The 19223-nt window shown below is 43.4% G+C and carries 11 protein-coding genes; 5 read left to right on the forward strand and 6 right to left on the reverse strand.

Annotation, left to right across the window (positions count from 1 at the left end; translation table 11 throughout):
* Window positions 1-21: 21 nt before the first annotated feature.
* Both pnp and rpsO read right to left on the reverse strand, forming a co-directional pair.
* Entirely contained in the window at window positions 22-2109 is a 2088-nt protein-coding gene (gene pnp / locus ACZ8ZH_RS15870; RefSeq protein WP_171264465.1) for a polyribonucleotide nucleotidyltransferase, read from the reverse strand.
* Between the two features lie 274 nt (window positions 2110-2383).
* Window positions 2384-2653 carry a 30S ribosomal protein S15 gene (gene rpsO / locus ACZ8ZH_RS15875; RefSeq protein WP_004692669.1) on the reverse strand — a complete coding sequence of 90 codons (270 nt, stop codon included), beginning with the start codon at window positions 2651-2653 and terminating at the stop codon, window positions 2384-2386.
* A 253-nt stretch (window positions 2654-2906) separates the two neighbouring features.
* Here rpsO and ACZ8ZH_RS15880 point away from each other — a divergent pair, with 253 nt between their 5' ends.
* Entirely contained in the window at window positions 2907-4205 is a 1299-nt protein-coding gene (locus ACZ8ZH_RS15880) for a serine hydrolase domain-containing protein (protein WP_119064127.1), read from the forward strand.
* A 718-nt stretch (window positions 4206-4923) separates the two neighbouring features.
* Here the strand turns inward: ACZ8ZH_RS15880 and recD are convergent.
* The 3 genes from recD to ACZ8ZH_RS15895 are packed head-to-tail and all read right to left on the reverse strand — an operon-like array spanning window position 4924 to window position 14184.
* A complete protein-coding gene (recD, locus tag ACZ8ZH_RS15885; protein WP_119064129.1) occupies window positions 4924-6708 on the reverse strand; it encodes an exodeoxyribonuclease V subunit alpha in 1785 nt (594 codons plus the stop codon).
* Window positions 6709-6747: 39 nt separating this feature from the next.
* Complete coding sequence (locus tag ACZ8ZH_RS15890) at window positions 6748-10500, reverse strand: UvrD-helicase domain-containing protein (RefSeq protein ID WP_119064131.1); 3753 nt, start codon at window positions 10498-10500, stop codon at window positions 6748-6750.
* Between the two features lie 3 nt (window positions 10501-10503).
* Window positions 10504-14184: an exodeoxyribonuclease V subunit gamma gene (locus ACZ8ZH_RS15895; RefSeq protein WP_119064133.1), complete on the reverse strand. Its 3681-nt coding sequence runs from the start codon at window positions 14182-14184 to the stop codon at window positions 10504-10506.
* Between the two features lie 178 nt (window positions 14185-14362).
* Between ACZ8ZH_RS15895 and ACZ8ZH_RS15900 the strand changes: the two genes are divergently transcribed.
* On the forward strand, window positions 14363-14905 hold the full coding sequence (locus ACZ8ZH_RS15900) for a hypothetical protein (RefSeq protein ID WP_119064134.1): 543 nt from the start codon (window positions 14363-14365) through the stop codon (window positions 14903-14905).
* A 175-nt stretch (window positions 14906-15080) separates the two neighbouring features.
* On the opposite strand, the gene pap is transcribed toward ACZ8ZH_RS15900, so the two are convergent.
* The gene (pap, locus tag ACZ8ZH_RS15905) at window positions 15081-16511 is read right to left on the reverse strand and encodes a polyphosphate:AMP phosphotransferase (RefSeq protein WP_119064136.1); all 1431 of its coding nucleotides are present in this window, start codon (window positions 16509-16511) and stop codon (window positions 15081-15083) included.
* A gap of 195 nt (window positions 16512-16706) precedes the next feature.
* Between pap and ACZ8ZH_RS15910 the strand changes: the two genes are divergently transcribed.
* The 3 genes from ACZ8ZH_RS15910 (at window position 16707) to ACZ8ZH_RS15920 (ending at window position 19218) form a co-directional block, all read left to right on the forward strand.
* Window positions 16707-17411: a DUF8198 family protein gene (locus tag ACZ8ZH_RS15910; protein WP_110974260.1), complete on the forward strand. Its 705-nt coding sequence runs from the start codon at window positions 16707-16709 to the stop codon at window positions 17409-17411.
* Window positions 17412-17578: 167 nt separating this feature from the next.
* Window positions 17579-18523, forward strand: coding sequence for a bifunctional demethylmenaquinone methyltransferase/2-methoxy-6-polyprenyl-1,4-benzoquinol methylase UbiE (gene ubiE, locus ACZ8ZH_RS15915; RefSeq protein ID WP_086209677.1), 945 nt, complete (start codon window positions 17579-17581; stop codon window positions 18521-18523).
* 23 nt (window positions 18524-18546) lie between these two features.
* A complete protein-coding gene (locus tag ACZ8ZH_RS15920; protein ID WP_119064138.1) occupies window positions 18547-19218 on the forward strand; it encodes a ubiquinone biosynthesis accessory factor UbiJ in 672 nt (223 codons plus the stop codon).
* Window positions 19219-19223 lie beyond the last annotated feature (5 nt).

Here is a 19223-nt window from a genome sequence, read left to right on the forward strand (position 1 = left end):
TACTCTGTGAATTGGCAGAACTTAAACTTGCTCGATGTCTTTCATCGTCAATTTGATACGACCACGATTGTCTACGTCCGCAACTTGTACCTTAATTTCTTGACCTTCTTTCAACACGTCTGCCACGTTCGCAATGCGCTCGTTTGAGATTTGTGAAATATGAAGTAGACCATCAGTACCTGGAAGAATGTTAACAAAGGCACCGAATTCAACGATACGAATAACTTTACCAGTGTAAATTGTACCTGGTTCAATCTCAGCAGTCAGTGCTTGGATTTTTGCAACAGCAGCAGAAGCGGCTGCTTTAGTTTCACCAAATACACGTACTGTACCATTGTCTTCGATATCAATCGCTGCCTTGGTTTCTTCTGTAATGGCACGGATGGTTGCACCACCTTTACCAATCACGTCACGAATCTTGTCAGGGTTGATGTTGATGACTTGGAATGTCGGCGCATGCATTGAAATTTCAGGACGCGCACGTGAAATCACTTGGTTCATTTCATTGAGGATGTGCATACGACCCGCATACGCTTGGTTCAATGCAACTTCCATGATCTCTTCAGTGATACCTTCGATCTTGATATCCATCTGAAGTGCAGTAATACCGTTCGCAGAACCAGCTACTTTAAAGTCCATGTCACCTAAGTGATCTTCATCACCTAAAATGTCAGAAAGAACTGCGAAGCGCTCGCCTTCTTTGACTAGGCCCATTGCAATACCTGCAACTGGTGCTTTCAATGGAACACCTGCATCCATGAGTGATAATGAAGCACCACATACAGAAGCCATAGAAGATGAACCGTTTGATTCAGTAATATCCGATACAATACGAATCACGTACGGGAAGCGGTCAGCCGCAGGAAGAACAGCTTGAACACCACGACGCGCCAAACGACCGTGACCAATTTCACGACGCTTAGGACCAGATTCACGACCAGTTTCACCGACAGAGTATGCAGGGAAGTTGTAGTGCAACATGAAGTTGTCAGTTTTAGTCCCTGCAAGGGTATCAACCATCAACGCATCACGTGTATTACCTAAAGTCGTGGTTACCAATGCCTGAGTTTCACCACGTGTGAACAATGCAGAACCGTGAGCACGATCTAACACGCCAACTTGAACGTCAATTGCACGTACAGTTTTCGTGTCACGACCATCAATACGTGGCTTACCAGACAAGATGTTGTCACGTACTGTACGGTATTTTAAGTCTTCAAATAATTCGTCAACTTCAGTAGCAATACCAGTTTCATCTTCTTCAGGAACAAACTGAGCAACAGCTTCAGCGTGAAGCGCATCTAATGCTGCATAACGGTCTTGCTTAACAGCAATTGTGTATGCTTCAGAGATTTTCGCTTCGAATGCTTCTTTCAATTTACCAAGAAGTTCTTCGTTTTTAACTGGCGCAACCCAAGTAGATTCAACTGCGCCCGCAGCTGCAGCAAACTCTTTAATTGCTTGAATTGCAATTTGCATTTCGTCATGACCGAAAAGTACAGCGCCTAACATTTGGTCTTCAGAAAGCTCTTTCGCTTCAGATTCAACCATCAATACAGCAGCTTCAGTACCTGCAACCACAAGGTCAAGATCAGATTCTTTAAGCTGTTCTAAAGTTGGGTTAAGGATGTATTCACCGTTGATTAAACCAACACGTGCGCCTGCGATTGGGCCTGCAAATGGAACACCAGCAATAGACATCGCAGCTGAAGCACCCAACATTGCAGCGATATCGCCTTCCATGGTTTTGTCCGAAGAAATAACAGTCGCTGTTACTTGGATTTCGTTGTAGAAACCTTCTGGGAACAATGGACGGATTGGACGGTCAATAAGACGTGAAATTAAAGTTTCAGCTTCAGACTGACGACCTTCACGCTTGCCATAACCACCTGGGATACGACCTGCAGCATATTGTTTTTCTTGGTAGTTAACAGTCAATGGGAAGAAGTCTTGACCTGCTTTTGCTTTTGGTTGAGCAACGATTGCAACAAGAACCTGTACACCACCCATCGTGATCACTACAGTGTTGGCTTGACGAGCAACACGACCTGTTTCTAAAACAACCGTGTGTTGACCATATTGGAATTCTTTACGAATAATATTAAACATAGACATGTATTGTTTTTTCCTAGTTCTTTTGAACAGTTATTTATCTAGTGGAGACCCCTAAGGTTTGGCATTCACATTACTTTTTTCAAGTAACGGTGGAAATGACAAAGCTTAGAAGCCGACCTCACCAGAAATTAAAAACATGATTTTAAGACACAAAGAAGGAGCGAAACATTCGCCCCTTCCCCATTACCTCGCGAAAGCGAGGTAGACTTTCTTTTTCAGCGATAAAGCATTCAAGATGCGATAGCCCGAAAATAAAAGTTTAATCGAATTAACGACGTAAACCTAAAGCAGCAATCAAGTCGCTGTAACGAGTAGCGTCTTTACCTTTAAGGTAGTCAAGAAGCTTACGACGTTGGTTAACCATACGGATTAAACCGCGACGGCTATGGTGGTCGTGTTTGTGCTCTTTGAAGTGACCTTGTAAGTCATTGATTTGAGCAGTTAAAAGAGCTACTTGAACCTCTGGTGAACCAGTGTCGTTTTCAGCGCGAGCAAATTTAGCAATGATCTCTGCGCGATCTGCGTTTGTTAAAGCCATTCGATTTCTCCGAGATGCTTATAAGTTACATTTGATACAAATCAAATTGATTCTTCAAAACCAATTTGACTGCCGTGCATCACTACAGCAAGTTCGATATTTTAAGGGATATGGCGCTATATTGCAAAAATGTTTTAAGTTCACAGTCAATTCAGCAACTGACTGCTTTGTACAAATCATGCACACTAGTGACAATGAGGATTTTCAATCGCAGACTCAAGTCAAATAAAAAACAAAGAATAGTGAGAAATTTGTGAAATTTTTATCCGCCAATACCTGTTATGTTCCCCAAGACCTCAACCACGTGATTCGTTCTAAGGATGAGGTCTCTGCTACTTTGGGTGGCATGAATGACGTACAAATTCAAAGGATTTGGGCCAGTGTAGAGTCCCTATATAAAACAGGAAACTACCCTTTTATCAGCCTCTGCTTACGTCGTCAGGGACAAATATTGTTAAATCGCAGCATTGGTTATGCCCAAGGCAACTCACCCGATGGTTTAGCGGCAGATGCAAAAATTGGCACACCCGATACACCAGTTTGCTTATTTTCTGCCTCTAAAATCGTCACAGCCATGTTGATTCATCTGTTGAATGAACAGGGCCAACTTAATTTACTGGATCCGATTAGCCACTATATCCCTGAATATGCGGTAAATGGCAAACAGCGTGCTACCATTTTTCATTTGCTGGCACATCGTGGTGGCATTCCTCGTATAGACAGTCAAGTCACACCCGAACTGCTATTTGATAAATATCAAATTTTAGAACAGCTTTATGCCGCACGACCTGTTTCAGCTTCGGGCACACACTTGGCTTATCATGCAGTTACCGCTGGCTATATTTTAGGAGAAATTATCGAGCGGGTCACAGGTCAGACGGCTCGTGAATTTCTGGCCGAAAATATCGAAAAACCTATGGGACTAGATTATTTTAACTATGGTCTAAAACCTGAGTATCGGGCAGATGTCGCTTTAAACTATGCCACAGGTCTACATCCCAGTTTAGGCACAGATCATTATCTTGGTCGCGTCCTTGGTGGTGGTCTACAGCTCGCTGTCGATATCACCAATGACAGCCGTTTTATGGACACGATTTGCCCCGCGGGCAACATTTATACCAGTGCCGAACAAGCTGGTCGTTTCTTTGAAATGCTCTTGAGTGGTGGTGAATACCAAGGCAAACAAATCATGAGTAGCCAAACTGTATTACGCTCGACATTGGCTACATCAGGAGTCAGTTTAGATCGGACATTATTAGTCCCAATGCGTTATGCCTTAGGCCCAATGTTAGGCAGTAATCCTATTGGGTTATTTGGACCCATGACGGGACAAGCCTTTGGACATTTAGGCTTTTCCAATATTCTTTGCTGGGCCGACCCAGAGCGTGATATTAGCGTGTCACTGTTAACGACAGGCAAATCAGTCGTCGGGACTCACTTACCCGCTTTAGCAAAAATGCTTTATCAGATCTCAAAGCATTGTCCAAAAATTTTAAAGAGTCAGCGTCGCTTATTGTTTGCTACAGATCAGACAGAAAAAGATTTCATTTAAATATAAAAAAAAGCCCAAGTAGAACTTGGGCTTTTTTGCGCTGTAGTTTCTTCTATTTTTGTTCTTGTTGTTTTGTTTATCATTATAATTATGCGCTTTTCCGCGTTTTTTATTAAACATTCCATGTTTAATCAATCACGTCCTTATGTGACATATTTTGCCACATACCACATGAGAAAGAAGTCGTATTTTTCGCATCTCTATGTAAGCGATTGCTTACAAAAAATCCTCAATTCATCCATATTTATTCAAAACATGTAGAGGAAAAATCCACTTATAAATTTAAATACATATTAAAAACAAAATATTAGATCAAAAAACTATCTTTTCAAGCTCTTCCCCTATCTCCTTTAAAAAACATATACTCACACAAGTACGCACAATATTTTTCTCAGTTGCAATGATGGGTCAAATCTCTCTGGATAAATGAATAAACAATTTTTGTCACAATCTGCCAATCCAGCAGACATAAAAAAGCCTTGTAGTCTCTCCCAAAACTACAAGGCTTAGCGGCTGTAAGTTTCCTCTTTCACTTACTTCACTGTAAGTTCGCTGTCTACTGACGTTATTATTATCTTTTTGCGATTATACTCAACATTCCGTGTTGAGCTCTTTATGTGAAGCCATCTTCTCAAAAACCTCAATAAAGCTCTATGCGCAAATCTCCTGAATCAATGTAAGCCATTTCGTACAAAGCTCTTGTTTGTTTATTAAAACTTCACAATTGAATTTGTTGGTTAATTTTTCTTGATAGACCACTCTGCCGTGTCGTTCGTGTCACGATTGAGTGCACAAATGCATCACTATTCGCTAGTACGCTCACTACTTTTTTCGCACGTGTAATTGCAGTATAAATCAACTCTTTACTGAGTAATTTTTCAGCCTGCTGATCTAAAACCACCGCAGTATGAGTAAACTCAGAGCCTTGCGATTTGTGAATGGTCAGCGCAAAAGCTGTTTCTATATTTTTGGGTAATCGTGTCGCCATAACCCATTTATCCAGACTGGGGAAATAGACCTCAAACTGTAACTTACCTTGTTGAATACGCTCTAAGCACAGGCCAATGTCTCCGTTCGACAACCCCAGTTGATAGTCGTTATAGGTCATCATTACTGGACGACCCAAGTACCATTCGCCTTGTTTGATTTGTTTTAATTGTTCCAATAGACGTTGCTCAATTTGCAAATTCAGCTGTTTTAAGCCGAAATGCCCATGACGTATCGCAGCGAGAATTCGATAATCATCAAAACATTGAACTACTTTGGATACGAGAGACTCATTAGGATTTTGCTGATATTGCTTTAAAGCTTCGATATAACGCTGAAAGCCGAGCATCAACAGATCATAATAATGTTGTAACTGCTCTGCAGATAAAGCCAGCTCAGGCAAAAATTCGAGTTGTAGACAATCAACCTCGACCTGATCCAGCTCAACAGCCTTCAAAGTCGTGGCATGTACTACTTGCTGTTGAAAATTATGCAATACGTTCTGTTTTTCGGCAGGATGCATCATTAAGTCAAAACACGATTGCTGTTGAATAAATTGTGCCAACTTTCCAATCCATGCGTCTGATTTGAAACGACGACTATTGACCAAATTGACTCTATTCTCAGCTAAGGCTGGAACGTGTTGTAAATCAGCAAGTACAGAACCGACATCGACCGAAGCCAACTGATCGGCATCTCCCAATAAAATCAAACGGGCTTGGTTCGGCATGGCTGCAAATAGCATCTGCGCCAAATTTAAATCCAACATGGAGGCTTCATCAACGACTATCACATCATAAGGCAAGGGTTGTCTGCTATGAAAACGCGGCTGTTGCGTGTTTCCTAAGCCCAAGAGTCGATGCAATGTCACAGGGTTTAAGTTTTTCAAATCTGGGCTAACTAAGTCTTGTAATTTTTCATCCTGAAAAGAATTCTGAAGGGCCTCTTTCATCCGCTGCGCCGCCTTACCTGTCGGTGCAGCCATCGCAATACGAATATCAGGCAGACTCTGCTTAAGCACCGCAATAATCCGCGCCAAGGTATAGGTTTTCCCTGTGCCTGGGCCACCTGTAATGATCGCGAGCGCCTGCTCGGCCACCATCGCCAAAGCCTGTTTTTGATAGGGATCTTCAAGTAAATCGGCATAAGCTGAAAGATCAACTTGCGTTAAATTTTGCAGTTTTAACCGTGCTACTTGCTCGGCCAAGGACTGCTCTAAAGCCCAATAACGATACAAATATAATTGCCCATGATCATAGACAAACGGCGCTTTTTGTTGCTGTGCCTGCTGTTCATCTATCATCAGATCATCTAAGACAGTGATGGCTTCACTTGCAACCGAGATACAACTCTCACCGCGTAGCATGGCTTCAAGGACCTGTTGAATCACTGCACTTCGGGCTTCGGTGGGGCCTGTTTTACTTAGCGGTGACTGCTGAATAAACTGACTCCAACGCGTTAACCATGTATCTATCTCGACAGCCTGATCAATAGTGGCTTTACACACATTTTCCACACGGTTATCCTCAAAGTTATCCACAGCTTAATTGTTTGTTTATGGGTGACTAATTTCACTTAATTCAGAAGTTTTGCCTACATGATTTTCAGTAGAAGTATCCTCAGCAAAATAACCCAAGATGGCATCTAGTCTTAAAATAAACTCTGGGCTAGCATGCCAACTTAATACGCCTTGATTGGGCTGCCCATTCATTCCTCTCAAATAGAGATAACTCGCCTGACCCAGATGTTCTTCAATATCATAGTCCAGCAAATTCACTGTTAAATAACGATGCAAAGCCACCAAATACAAGCCCGCCTGCAACCAATAACTGGCATGTGACATATTCAATTGGATTGCCTCATAACTATAGCTCTGCTGATCTGCCCCTAAGAAATTACTTTTATAATCGGCAATGTGATAACGCTGACCATCAAAATAAACCAAATCAATCGAACCCGTCAGGTAACGAGCAGAGTTGGCTTCATTTAAGTCGAGCAGATCAATACCATATTCTTGAAACAATGCCTGTATGCGTTTAATCGCCAACACATGATCGGACAAGGATAAATAAAAAGGAAACTCAGCCAAGTGCTCATCGGCTTTGAGTTGCTTCAACTGAAAACCTGCATGCAAAGGCGTTTCGAGCACATCTGCTAACCACTCTTGCATCCACAGCACCAATTGAGTTTCATCATCCTGCCCAAATTCGTGTTGATATTTGCCCAATAACTCTTGCCACAGTAAGGGGCTATCATTTTTAAAACGACGATGAATTTCCAGTCCCCAGTCACGTGAGTCCTGAAAGTCAATATGCTCGAAAATTTCGTGCAGGAAAGTTCCCGCAGTCGTCCCCATTGGAAACTGCCGTTTAATCCACGCCAAAGGCTGACTCAGTTCCACATCCTCAAGTACAGGATGATTGATCTCATCATCCGCACTGCCAACTTTCTCATTCAAAACCGCCAAGGCATCCATTGCCTCTTTACGACTCAAATGCTGTGCCAACGCGCTAAAACTGGTTTTGGAACGTGGATAAAAACGCTGTTCAGGAAAGGCCAAAGCTTGCAACTGAATCACCTCTTGCTGCTCCGCTGGCTGTAAACGGATCGGCTTTTCAGTCAGCAGCACCTCATCACCACTGGCAGGATGCTCAAACAGATTACCGGCTTGGCCACGCCAAAATGCCAATGCCGTATTTGATTTATATTCCTGATCTTGCAGTAAGGCATATACGCGGTGGCTGGCGCGGGTCAGTGCGACGTACCATAAGCGATGCTGTTCTGCTTCGGCTCGCTCATTGTGTTGATCAATTGCGGCGGGATCTAACTGATTGGTATCATTTACCGCAACGATGCGCTGTAACTCGCTCTGACCTGTATTCGGATTGATCTGTTCCAGCGTTGAAAAGTTTAAGGTTTTATTCATTTCCTTAAAGTCTTTGTCGGCACCCAGCAAGAACACAATTTTAAACTCTAGACCTTTGGACTGATGAATGGTCATCAGCTGTACGCCTGTGGCATTGGAGAGTTTTCGCTCCAACTCCCACTCACGCTCCGCAGGTAAATGTAACTGTTTGAGATACCAATGATACAGTTTCTGCGCGCCTTGAAACTGCTCACTATGCTGACTCAATAACTCGGTCAAATGCCGTAGATTGACCACAGTCCGTTCGTTGTCTCGGCTTTGGTAAGCCACTAAGTTTTTCCACACCTTAAACAGGTTTAAAGCATACTGCCATGCACTTAAAAAACCTTTATTGATCCACATGTCACGGATGTCATCAAAATCCGCCATAAACTGGCTCAGACCGTTGGCTTGCTTTTCCAGTTCCAGTAACTGTTTTAAATCAATTGCCAATAGCCTGCTCAAAAGCGCACGGCGAACTTTGGCTTCATCAAAAGGATGCATCATTGCGGTCAATAGCGCACCGACATCTTTTGCGACCTGACTTTCAAATACACTGCGTTTAGACGGACGGTTGACCAAAATTCCCAAACGCTCTAGTTCAAACTGAACTTTGTCCAAGCCATCATGGTTTTTCGACAACACCGCGATATCATTTGCCCCCATAAACTGTGGCGGATCATCTGCCACATACAATTGCTGTTGAATGCCTTGGTTGATTAAATCACGGATTTTCCATGCCACTTGTTGAGCTTCATTCTTTTTATCTTCAAGTAACAGCCAACGCAGCGGAACATGGTTTTCACCCTGTGCATCGACCAAAGCGGGATGGGGTCGAGTCCCTGCTTCGACAGGTTGGTAATAGACCTGCTCACCAAAGTCCTGTTGGCGTTGGAATAAAGCATCCACCACCTGTACCAGTTTTTGCACAGAGCGATGATTATATTTCAAACTATACTGCCGACCTTGCTTTGCCAAAACATCTAAACGTGCCTTGTTATAGGTCAGCATGTCCCCCCCACGAAAGCCATAAATAGCTTGTTTCGGATCACCGACCATAATCATACAGCCTTGATGATAACGCTCGGCATCACGCCAAATCCGCGCCAACATATCATCTTGATCTTGGTTGGTGTCTTGAAACTCATCCACTAAAATGAGTGGATAGCGTGCCTGTACAAACTGGGCAAAGCGCCTGCCCTGCTCGCCCTGTAAAGCTTCTGACAAGGTACGGATTTGCTGGGCAAAAGTCGTTTCACTTTTTTGCTGCAACACTTGCGGTAAACGCTTTTTCACCTCAGAGCTTAAGTGATATTTCAAATACGCATCCAGCACATCCAAATTAAGCTCTAGCTCTACCAACGCCTCTAAGAAACTGCGGACCTGTCGCCACACTGGATGCTGTTCAAACTGTTCCAACACATCTACAGCACATTTGTTTAAGACTTTTTTCGTCGCGAGGTCGGTCAAGTGCTTTAAGGTTTTTTCAAAATGTGGCGCAAACAAGGCATAAGCCCGTTGCTCTTTCAGTGCAGTCAAAAAAGCAGGTAAGTCCTGACATAAAATACGCTGCATCAAAGCATCGGTGCGCCACTTTTTCCCCAGCACTGCATGGTACTGCCCCTCAGGGGCATAATAGTCCTTCAAGCTTTCAATTTGCGTCACATCCAGCGCAGTAAATTGATCAATGGCCTGTTCAAATTGTGTCAAATCAAGTGCAGGTTTTTCCACCTGTTGAAACTGTGCTGATGCAAAGTTCAAACTATTTTCAACAATCGGCACATAAGCCTGTTCGGTTTTTAATTTTTGTTTTAACAGTAAATAATTCACCACAGGCTGTGGCTGCGCCTGAATCCACTCACGTAATACATCATGAATGAGCTGTTGAGTATAACTCTGCGCATCATCGGTGATATCCGCACGCTCAATCTTGCCACTTTCAAAAGAAAACTCACGCAGTAGCTTTTGACTAAAACTGTCCAATGTCCCGACAAATAACTCATCTAACTGATCAATCACTAACTTCAAACGCTCTTGAGCGAAACCGACCCGCTGTGCATAGTCTGTGAGTACTTTGATAAAAAGCGGATCTTGTTCAACAGTTATTTTGGCCTGTATTTCTCGCTCGGTTAGACTTTGACAACCTTCAAAATAACGTAAGGTTTCAATCAAACGTGCCCGAACGCGACTTTTCAGCTCCGCGGCGGCAGCACGGGTGAAGGTGGTTGCAATCACCTGATTCGGCAAATAGGCTCCGAGAAAAATACGCACCATCAAACTGGATAAAGTAAAAGTCTTGCCTGTACCTGCTGAAGCTTCAATCCAATGCAAGCCCTGAAAGCTCATATCGGCAATGGGTTGATAAGACATGTTCGATGGAGTGGCCTGAGATTGGGCTGTCATGACTTAGTCCTCAAGGCTTTGCTGATGCAAAAAAATCGGATGATATAGCTCATAAGAAAACTGCTCACAGGCATGGGCAAGTAATGCTTTGGCGTCCTGCTCTTGTAAAATAAACTGCCAGTCGCGATGTGCTTTATTGGCTTCATTTTCAGTCATTGAAAAACCACTAAAGCGACCATCTTCTTCCCAAACTTTATAAATGGCATCCATATCAGCAATCACCATCTGTTCCTGATCATTCAATTGCCATTCATGCATTTTATCTTTTTCTGCAATTTTCAACAGCAAGGCCGCAGGTAAAACTAAGGGCTGAGTTTGTGCATACTCCCATGCTTTCAACCAAGGCTTGAGCCATTCACGCGCCTGATTTGAACTCACACCAGTACATAAAATGGTTCGGTCACTAAACACCACGATGCGTTGATATTGCTGTCCGCCCTCACCTAAATTCACATAAGCCAACCACAATAAATACTCCAACCAAACTTTGGCACGGCGCTTTGCTCTTGCACTAGACGCTTCCAGACTGACCCATTTTTCAGCACTGTATTTGGCTAAGGTAATATTGATCTGTAAATGTTCACTCACCTTCCAGACTTGTTGGGTCGTGGCTGTGGCCTCAGGTGCATAGCGTTGTAAACGGGTCAGCAAGCGCTGCTGCTCAAGCACGCTCATTTGCCAGACCCCATCTTGCACTTTACCAATCGGCAACTGATCCATCAGAAGATTGGCATCTGCTTCTGCTTCATGTTGTTGTAAAAAATGACGAATGGCATAACGTCCTAAACCATCGAGCAATAACGGCTCTTGCGTTGCAGGAATCTCTTCTGGTTTTAAGTTTTCCACGCCTAAAGTCTTGAGATACAGCCGTGCAGGGAAAGTGATGTCCTGAATCCACTGCTGACTGTCAAGAATTTGAATGTCTTGCTCTAATTTTGGATACGGCGTGTTGACCCAACTGCTGCGTTGCCCCGATGCATGTTGCAATTGTTTCGCGACCTGAAACCATTGATCTTGAAAACGGATACTGTGCTCAGACTCAAAACCACGTGGATCAAAAGGCAATAAAGGATGAACATGATATAGCGATGCTAACTGTGCAGGGACAGTCACACCATGCTGATCAACCGTTGCATTGACACTCTTGGTCTGTGTGTCAGGCTGCACAATAAAGGCCATATGCTGAATCAGTTCTTGCAATACTGTAGACGGATCCCGGACTTCACCATCGTTAATATCAAAGCCATTATAAAATAACCATACGTTCTCTTGTGCCAACAACAACGCATCTAGAAAAGCCCCTTGATCGTCTTCCAAACGGGAACGATCCCCCAGCTGTGGCTTCAGTAAATCCATCAAGTCAAAAGGCAAATGCGCACTGCGGTTAGGAAACTTGCCACTGTCCAAGCCCAACATCACAATCAGCTTATACGGCACAGGTCGAATCTGACCAATTTGACTAAATGTGATCTGCCCTGTAGGTTCTGCATAGTCCAATTGCGCTTCTAAGGTCTTTTGAATTTCCTCTAACACATAAGGCAAAGGTAAACTTAAACTGCGCAGTGCATGATGGTCGTGTTCATCATAGAAACTTGCCAAAGTCAGCATACGTTCTTGTTTTTTGACCATCTTATACACTGCGGCCAAAGACTCGACACCCGCGACTTCAAACTCGCGAATATCCGCCATCAAACGATTCAGCCAAGTTTCTGCCGTCGTCCGTTGTCCTGTTTCATGCGCGATCATCCACTCGGAACGGTGTTTAAAATCCTGATAAATTTCAATCAAAACACCAATCAGCTCAAAATCACTCGACTGTACTTGGGCATAGCTCAAGGTCTCATGAAACAGCACATGTTCTGGTACAGCGACGCCTAAAGCCAAACGATCTAAAGCAAACTTCAGACTATAACGATAGTCCTCATCCCCTTCGGCCAGACTGCGTTTTAAATGTTCAGCATCCAATCCACGCTTAAAGCCTGCGTTGATCAACAGCTCAGTCATCCGCTCAATCATATTCATGTCTAAGCCATAACGTTGCTGCGTTGCATTTAAACTGAGCCAATCGGCAAAGTCCTCAATACTGAAACGCCCCCGCACCAAGACCATCCGTCCCAACACAGCTCGCCATGCATTTAAAGCATCAAGTTGAGTCACGCCTGCCAGCTTAATTGGCAAATAAATACTGTCTTTACTCAGTTGATGGCCCTTTTGCAAAGCCTCACGCTCATGCGGTGGCGGCGCAAAAACACTGCGAATAAACGGCTCTAGCTCAGTCAAACTAGGTGTCAACACCAAAATATCGCTTGGACGTCGCGGTGCTTCAGCCGTACCCTGAGCCAACCAATGCGTCAGTTGATCTTTAAGGACTTCAAGCTGTCTGTGGCTGGAATGACAGACATGAATCTGAATTGAATCATCTTGTTCAGCCAAGACATACTGATACTGTTCAGGTTCTACCAAATACAGGACATCAGACTGAATTTTACCAAGTAAAGTTTCTGGGTATTCATCCACAAAGACATCGGCCCATACCCCATCTTCACCTGAAGAAAGACTGGAAAGTAAAGAGAAATGATCTCGTGCCTGTTTACCAAATCGGGTCAGTAAAGGATGTCGGGACTCTCGGGTTTCTGCATTAAAATTGAGGGTAAACTCATCAAAAAACTGCTGAATCTCTGCATCATTGGCATTTGGATTTTTTTCAATAAAACGCTGCTTCACCCGCGCGTCATAACGTGCTTTCCAGTTAGGATCAACACTGTCCGCCCAGTATTCTTGCGATGGGTTATAGTGAAAAATAAAGATATCAAGGTATTGCCCCAAGCGATGCAAAAACTCCAATTGCTTTGGCGGTAAATCTAGAACAGTAAACACCACCAACTGCGCAGGTAACTTTTTCAGCGCAGCTTCTCGGGTCTCTGCTTGATCGAGTAAGCCCCAAAATGCCGTATCAATACGCTGAATTTGTTCAAAGTCGGCATGGAACACCACCTGCCAGAGCCAACGTTGCCAAGCCTCTAGCTCATGCGCTTGATTGAGTTGAAAAGCACTGAGTTCTTGCTGAGTTTTAAAGAACATCTGCTCCAAATCGAGTGGCTGGTTTTTGCCCCACGCTTGTAACCAATTGGTCTGACAACGGCAGCTTTGCGCTGGACAACCTTTGGTGCAATGCCCACGATAATCCATATAAAAACTAAACAGCCGTGAAACCTGCTCCGCCACCCAGTACAACATGCTTTGTTTTTTCAGCTGTTTATCAATACCTTGTTGCAAACGGTCAGCACTGGCATAAATCCGCTGAATAATCGGATATAAAGGATGGGCAACCTCTAAAGGATTCAGCTCAGCCTGTATAAATTCTTTTAAGGCTTGGAAGACGCGCCATTTAATAATCAATCGCGGAATATTGGCTTTACGAACTTCATCTTTTTGATCGAGCAAAACCCACTGATAAGCCGACCACTGAAAGCCACGGATACGATGATGAAACTGTGTGTTGGCACTGATGCCCTGCTGTTCCGCCAACTTTTGCGTTAGCCACGCCTCAACCGCAGGTGAAGGGACAATAAAGTGCTGTGCTTGCAGTACTTGAAAGGCATTTTTGGCCGGTTTAAAGACGGTTTTTTGCATGGCTTGCAACAGAACATCAATACGCTGACTTTGTATTACGTGTATTGCCATGTTTCCCCTCAAATGACCATCTTATGAAAAATCTACAAAAGCACACAGATTATTGACTATACTTCTGGTTCTGTCTATGTCACTTTGATGACATATTTCTATTTAAAATTTGCTTTAAAATAGACACTTTAAGCAAAACTAGAATCAATGTGAATCAGGATATTTTAGGGTTTAAAAGATGAAATTAGAGCACATTCCAGAAAAAATTGATCCCGCTTTAAATTTAGAACAAATTCGCGAAGAATGTTTAGAACTGGTTAAAAAACGGGCTTATGTTTCCGCAGGTGTAGCGGTCATTCCTGTTCCTTTTCTCGATGTGGTGATTGATGTCGGGATTTTGTCACAACTAATCCCAGAAATTAATGCCCGCTTTGGCCTAACCCCTGAGCAAGTCAGTGTTTACGACCCAGAAACCAAGCAAATACATTGGTCAGAACTGCGTAAACGTGGCGTGGAATTCTCTGGACTGGTGGTCGCACGTACAGCCGTGAAAAAATCCATCAATAACATGGCAGCCAAATTCATTACCAAACAAGTCACCAAATTCATTCCCCTTGGTGGACAGATGATTGCAGCAAGTTTGGGCTACTTTGTGATGAAAAAAATTGCAGAAACCCATGTCGAGGAATCGTATAAGTTGGCTAAAGGTATTCAACTAAAACAGGCCGTTGAACAAGGTGTTCCTGTTGCAGCGCCGGTGACCCAAATTCCTTTGGGTTAATAATTAGAGCTGAATTATTCTCTATATAAAGATGGTCAAATCACCGTCATGCCAGTCCATTAGAAACCTGACTGGCATTTCTTTTTAAACCCTAAATTCTTTCCATACGCGACAATATCATTCGCAACCTGCTCAGCCTTGAATAGACCAAATGACCTTCCTCTGGGTCTCTTACTTAATCTGTGGTTTCTCGATCTGCTTTGAGCTGTTTTAAAATTGCCCTTAAAACCTCAATTCGTGCCTGCTGCTTATCATTGGTAGAAATGATATACCAAGGGGCACAGCGCGTATCGGTATGTGCGAACATATCTGCAGCTGCTTTTAAATAGTCATCCCACTTGTCGCGATTACGCCAATCTTCTTCCGTAATTTTAAAGCGTTTATGCGGAGTACTTTCACGGGCTTTAAAACGCGCCGCTTGCTCATCTTTATCAATCGCCAACCAAAACTTTATCAGCACCGTTTGACTATTCACCAAATTTTTTTCAAAACGATTAATTTCCGCATAGGCCCGTTGCCACTCCACCTCGGTTGCGAAACCCTCGACTCGTTCAACCAGAACACGCCCATACCACGTCCGATCAAAAATGGTAATGTCATCCGACTGCAACTTACTCCAAAAACGCCACAAATATGGACGACGTAACTCATATTTTTCAGGTGCGCCAATAGTATGAATTTCATATTCCCGTGGGTCGAGCTTTTTCACAATGCGCTTAATCGCTCCCCCTTTACCCGCAGCATCCATCCCTTCAAAAGCAATCACCACTTTACGGTCATCACAGCGGATGGCATCAGCCACTTGTTTGGTCAATTTCTTTAACTCTGCTTTATAGCTGTCCGCCTCCGCGGTCACAGGGGCAAACTGCGTCAAACTTTCTGGTACAGCGGCCTGCTGCCACTTTAATGCCGCCTTTTTCTCGTGTTCTGGACAGTGACATAACGCCGTTAAAATGGCTTGTGCAAAATTGTAATTACGCACATCTTCATCTTCACCATCAATGATTTGCCAGTCGTCAGTGAAGCGCATACGTAGTTTTTGCAAAGTGTCGTATTGTTTTTTATTACGCCAGTCTAACCCATGCAACTTATGCCAATGCACTTCACTCGGGTCCATGTCATCTAGACGTTTTTGCAGAGACTTCCACGACAAATCGAACCAGACTTTTAATACATCTACATTGTTATTTTTTAAGTCCTGCTCAAAAGCCCGCATATTGCTGATGTATTCGTCAAACAAAGTGTCGTCTAAAGGCTTGGAAGCATGCATGGCCGTAGCCAACAAGTCTCCATACCAGTTACCAAACCACACCATAATTTGTCCCTCAGCAGGTACAAATCGGGTATAAGGCTGCCAAAACGGTTGTTTTAGATTAAACAAATGTGGAGTATCTGCTTTGACATATAAAAACCGTGGATCGACCCATTCACGCAGTTGCTTCACCGCTTCGCCCTTGCCCGCAAGCTCGATTCCACTAACCAGAATCACTAAACTTTTTGCATTACTCTGATCACGGGTATTCATCAACGCATATTGCGCTTCAATTAAATCCAATGAAAGTTGTTCTTCATTCAGCTCTGTATTGACTGTTATTTCTGTGTTCATAACCCCGCCTTTCTTGTATTTAATCAGATCACTAGACCCCAAAAGATCATGCTATACATGGTTTTCAAAGCTACCTTTTGACTACTTCTACAGCAAACTGACTGCAAATAAATAGTTTTTTTGTCACTTTGTCATAGCGAGTTCAATCATCACACACTAAGATTTAACTATCTTAAAATAGAACTGAGACAGCAAATGTCCAAACTCGCCGCCCTCGATGAGCTTTTAGAACAGTATTACCAGTTACATTATCATCAAGATTCGGTGCTCTTCCAACGTTTGCAGGATGTACAAAGTTGGCAAAAACAGCGAATGCAGCGCACTCACAACAAAGCTTTCGCAGAAAAGCAAAATCTGTTGATGGCCGAGTATTTTATCAACCGTTTATATGGTGGCCCAGATTTTGATGCTTTGGCGGGACAAATTGCACGTTTAAATCGCTATGCACACAAAGCTGAAAAATTGATTCCTGAAAATGCCATTAAAACAGGTACCTCGGGAGTTGAATTGGCGATTTTGGCCGTACGACTAGACGAACAAGTGGCGATACAGCTCCTCAAGGAACATCATCCTAACGAGCCTTTAACCGACGACTTAATGCGCCAAGCCTATTTAAAACTGGAACAAGGCGAAGATCGTCTCAAACAATTGTATTTACTCGACCAACTCGGTAAAAACCTCGATAAATACATGCGCTCTTTTATGGTCTATACCGCTTTTAAGATGTGTAAAGGGACAGCCAATAAATACAACTTCAATATCATGTATGATTTTATGCAAGATGGCTTTTTGGCCATGAAACCGCTAAAGTCGGCGGAGAAATTTGTGAAAGACTTTACTGCGGTGGAACGTCAAATTATTGACAAAGTACATTCGGGTCATCTATACCCATTTCAGTAAATTTCAGATTATTCCTTGATAAAAATAAGGCAGTGGCTGCATAGCTCTGCTGTTTTTCTGTATATTATTCAGCACAATTGCATGATGGTTACTGTACAACGTCTTAGAATCTGTCATCATGCATGCACTGCAACATTTACCCTATTGCTATGTTAGGAGTGACTCCCATGTCGAATGAAAATCAAACGCCTACCGCTAATCCAGAGTCGGCACAAAACACAGACAAAGTGAGTCCATTTTTAACTGAACCATTACCCCAAGGCACAGCACAAGGTCAGCAAAAATCATTACAACAACAGTTGACTGATACCCCAGTGACGGGTTCTGTACCCAAATACAATCTTCCTCGTGGTGCCAACACAGGTAATGTCGGTAGTACCACACACTTTGGTTACCAAACGGTCAGCAGTGAAGACAAAGCTCAAAAAGTGGCTGAAGTTTTCCACTCGGTTGCGAGCAAATACGACATTATGAATGACTTGATGTCTTTTGGTATTCACCGTCTGTGGAAACGCTTTGCGATCAATATGTCAGGGGTACGTCGTGGTCAACGCGTACTGGATATTGCAGGCGGGACAGGTGACTTGGCTAAAGTATTTAGTCGTGAAGTCGGTCCTACTGGTCATGTGGTACTTTCAGACATTAACGAATCTATGCTTAATGTTGGCCGTGACCGCCTGATTGATGCTGGCTGTACCAATGTTGATTTCGTATTAGCCAATGCTGAAACCCTAGAGCCATTTGAAGACAACAGCTTCGACTTACTCACCATCTCGTTTGGTCTACGTAATGTGACCGATAAAGATGCAGCACTTGCTGCGATGTACCGCGTCCTTAAGCCAGGTGGTCGTTTATTAGTCTTAGAGTTTTCTAAACCTGTATTTGAGCCATTTTCAAAACTGTACGACCTATACTCATTCACCGCACTGCCGATCATGGGCAAAATCATTGCCAATGACTCAGAAAGCTATAAATATTTAGCCGAGTCGATTCGTATGCACCCAGACCAACGCACGCTCAAAGGCATGATGGAAAATGCAGGCTTCCAAAACTGTGACTATCACAACCTGACAGGTGGTATTGTTGCTGTACACCGTGGTTTTAAACTTTAAAATTAAACGTTTAAGGGCAAATTATGTGGTCGATTCTGGCACTCGGTGCAGTTGAACGATTAATTCATCATGTGATTAATTTGGATGCGATCACTCGCATCCAGCTCAATGAACTACAAGGCAAGATGTTACGTGTGGTGATCGCATCCCCGCAACTGTCTGTAGATGTGTTCTTTGACCACGCTAAAGTGCGCTTAGAACCTACCGTTACAGGGCATAGTGAAACAGCATCCATTTTTGAACAACGCCCTTTTGATCAAGCTCAGTCTCACACCCCAGCAACCGCCACTTTAACGGTGGCCAATGTGGTTGAGCTGCTCAAGCTTTTACTGGCGGATGATGTTGGCAATATCCCGCTCCAAGGCGATTATCACCTTCTGCAAGATATTCAACGGATTATGCAACAAGCTGAGCCAGACTTGGCTGCGCATCTAAGCCCGTGGCTTGGCCCAAGTTTGGCGCATGAACTGGCCAAAATCCAACTGGCACCGAAGCACATCAAACAAACCTTACAAAGTCATTTGTTTTTTGCTGAAGATGCCTTAAAAGAAGACAGTGGTCTATTTGCCCCGCGTTGGCAAATGGATGATCTACACCAAGACACCCGTATTCTGAATCAAAACTTAGATCGTGCCGAAGCCAAAATTCAACAGCTTCAAGCACAGATTGACACACAAGACTCAACTCAAAACTAGGTATT

The organism is Acinetobacter sp. SW-226 (assembly GCF_055632855.1).

What these genes read in the sequence shown, in the direction of transcription:
- pnp (WP_171264465.1), bottom strand. Translation starts at nt 2,109, where the DNA reads ATGTTTAATATTATTCGTAAAGAATTCCAATATGGTCAACACACGGTT.
- rpsO (WP_004692669.1), bottom strand. Translation starts at nt 2,653, where the DNA reads ATGGCTTTAACAAACGCAGATCGCGCAGAGATCATTGCTAAATTTGCT.
- ACZ8ZH_RS15890 (WP_119064131.1), bottom strand. Translation starts at nt 10,500, where the DNA reads ATGACAGCCCAATCTCAGGCCACTCCATCGAACATGTCTTATCAACCC.
- ACZ8ZH_RS15895 (WP_119064133.1), bottom strand. Translation starts at nt 14,184, where the DNA reads ATGGCAATACACGTAATACAAAGTCAGCGTATTGATGTTCTGTTGCAA.
- ACZ8ZH_RS15900 (WP_119064134.1), top strand. Translation starts at nt 14,363, where the DNA reads ATGAAATTAGAGCACATTCCAGAAAAAATTGATCCCGCTTTAAATTTA.
- pap (WP_119064136.1), bottom strand. Translation starts at nt 16,511, where the DNA reads ATGAACACAGAAATAACAGTCAATACAGAGCTGAATGAAGAACAACTT.
- ACZ8ZH_RS15910 (WP_110974260.1), top strand. Translation starts at nt 16,707, where the DNA reads ATGTCCAAACTCGCCGCCCTCGATGAGCTTTTAGAACAGTATTACCAG.
- ubiE (WP_086209677.1), top strand. Translation starts at nt 17,579, where the DNA reads ATGTCGAATGAAAATCAAACGCCTACCGCTAATCCAGAGTCGGCACAA.
- ACZ8ZH_RS15920 (WP_119064138.1), top strand. Translation starts at nt 18,547, where the DNA reads ATGTGGTCGATTCTGGCACTCGGTGCAGTTGAACGATTAATTCATCAT.